Here is a 2,529-nt window from a genome sequence, read left to right on the forward strand (position 1 = left end):
AAAGGCCTCGTTAGAAAGAACATATCCCATAGAAACAGCTGGGAAGAAACCATATCGATGATTTACATCAAATCTGTCGGAACCATTATATGAGGCTGTCACATCGACCAGATATTTCTGTTTATAATCGTATCCGGTACGGAAGGTAAGTCCCTGGAAATTCTGAGGTATCCAGTTCGAACTTTTATTATCAGTTTTTTCATTATACGACTCTCTGTTATACAAAAACAAAGAAGAAATATGGTGTTTACCAAAGTCATGGTCATAATTGAAACTACTTTCAAGATTTACCCGGTTATTATAATTACCTTCACCCACAAACAAGGTATAATTACTCATTGTATAGGTATCTCCATGTAATGTATAGGATCCTGTAGCAGGATCATAAAGATAAGTCGGCGGATCACCTCTTTCTTGAGACCTGGTATTACTTTCCACACTGGCATAAGCAACCTTGGTGGTGAAAGAAAGTCCTTCGGTAAGCGCATCCAATTTTTCAGTCAACCCAAAAAGAGCATTCATATCATTTCTTCTCTCTAGCGAATAACCTTTACTTGCCAGACGGGCATTAATGGTAGGCAACTGATCTTTTGTATCTCTTGCATAAGCATAAGTTCCATTTGGATTCAAGAAAGGAGCTGAATAAGGATGGATTTTAGAAAAGTCAAAAACTTCAGAAACTATATTTCCATCGGCTGGAGAATTAACTCTCGCAAAGCGTCCAGTAATATCCATTCGCACGTTCAAGCTTTTGGTAGCCTGAATGTCCAGGTTAGAACGAAAATTAAACCTGCGGTAATAGTAATTATTATCGACAGTACCCCCAGCAGAGTAATAATCATCAAAATGCCTGACTGCCCCGTCCTGAGAAAAAGCTCCACCGGAAATAAAATATTTAATTGTCGAATTTCCTCCGGAAATATCGATATTCCCGTTTCTCTGCATTGAACTTTGCTTAAAAATCTTGTTGTACCAATTTACATCAGGATGTCCATACGGATCGTCTCCGGTTTTGAAATGATCTAAGTCTGCCTGGGTAAACAACGGAGTTAAACCATCATTTGTATAAGCCTCATTTACCAGTGTTGCTGATTCGTATGAATTCAGAAACTTCAATTTAGTTACCGGAGACTGTATACCGGATTCCATCCTCACGTTAATCTTCGGAGTTCCGGCCTGGCCACGTTTGGTTGTTACTACAAGTACCCCGTTAGCACCCTTAATCCCGTAAATAGCCGTTGTAGAAGCATCCTTCAGCAAGGAAATACTTTCTATTTCGTTAACATTGATCTGACTAAGCTGCTCATAGGTATACTGAATATCATCAACAATAATCAAAGGCTGATTACCATCGGGGTTTAACGAGCTGACACCACGGATGAAAAAGTCGGAAGCATCCCTTCCGGGCTGACCCGAACGTTGCAGTGAAAAGAAGCCCGGCAACTTGCCACTCAACGCATTTTGAATACTGGATGTTGGCACTTCCTTGATAGTTTCAGCTTTGATGGCACTTACAGATCCTGTATTAGTAATCTTTTTTACTGTTCCATACCCAACAACAACTACTTCGTTCAAGCTATTGTCACTCGGCTGCAAAATCACTTCAAGCTGTTGCCCGCTCTTTATCTTTCGTTCCTGCTCCAAAAATCCGATAGAATTAAAAATAAGCGTATTGGAAGTACCTTTTAAGGTAACCGTAAACTTTCCATCTTCATTGGTAATTCCAATATTTGTGCCACCCTTTTCTTTAATAATCACACCCGGCAAAGGCCCCGTCGCATCTTTTACGACTCCGGATACCTTAACCTGTGCCATTAACACAGAAGGGCTTATTAAAAATATAAGCAGAAAAATATATAAGTATCTTTTCATAATTTCTGAATTTACTTGGTTAATTTTTAGTTACCACTGTGGATTTTGGATCATTTTAGTATTCTTCAAAACTTCCCAATAAGGAATAGGTGCAAAATACATTTTAGGTACAAATTTCATCTGAAGCACAGGAGTCGACTGATACATAAGACCTCCGGAAGCCAGTTTGTAAATAAGGGTACCGTGCAGCGTTTTATTGAAAGTAGTATCAGCCTCTTTCCATCTGCGCACATCCCAAAAGCGGTGTTCTTCAAAGGCAAGCTCTTTCCGTCGTTCATTATGAATAATGGTACGCATTTGATTTTTGGTCAAATCTCCAGCAAGCTGATAAGGAGAAAGACCTGCCCTTTGCCGGATTGCTTCAACAGCATCGAATACCGATTTATCGGGAGCTGATAAATATTCGTTTTGGGCTTCTGCATAATTAAGTAGCACTTCAGCATAGCGGAACAAAATATTATCGTGATTATGATTTGAATACTGGTTTGCTGTTTCAAAATCCCCCATAAACTTACGCAGGTAATAACCGGTAATGGTTTGCTGTTTGGTTCCTCCAGGTTTATCGGCGCCCCCTTCAAAGGTCTGAACTGTCCGGTTTAACCATGGAGCAGTATTATAAAAGAACGTTTTGTAAAACCGGGGATCCCTGCCTACAAA

The 2,529-nt window shown here is 39.8% G+C and carries 2 protein-coding genes; both read right to left on the bottom strand.

Translation table 11 applies throughout. From position 1 onward, the window contains the following. Nucleotides 1-1,872 (bottom strand): SusC/RagA family TonB-linked outer membrane protein (locus Q8907_16125; GenBank protein MDP4275795.1); only part of this gene is annotated, 1,872 nt, incomplete at its 3' end. Between the two features lie 30 nt (nucleotides 1,873-1,902). Continuing rightward, a partial coding sequence (locus Q8907_16130; protein ID MDP4275796.1) for a RagB/SusD family nutrient uptake outer membrane protein occupies nucleotides 1,903-2,529 on the bottom strand: 627 nt, incomplete at its 5' end.

Source organism: Bacteroidota bacterium (assembly GCA_030706565.1).
Classification (GTDB): domain Bacteria; phylum Bacteroidota; class Bacteroidia; order Bacteroidales; family JAUZOH01; genus JAUZOH01.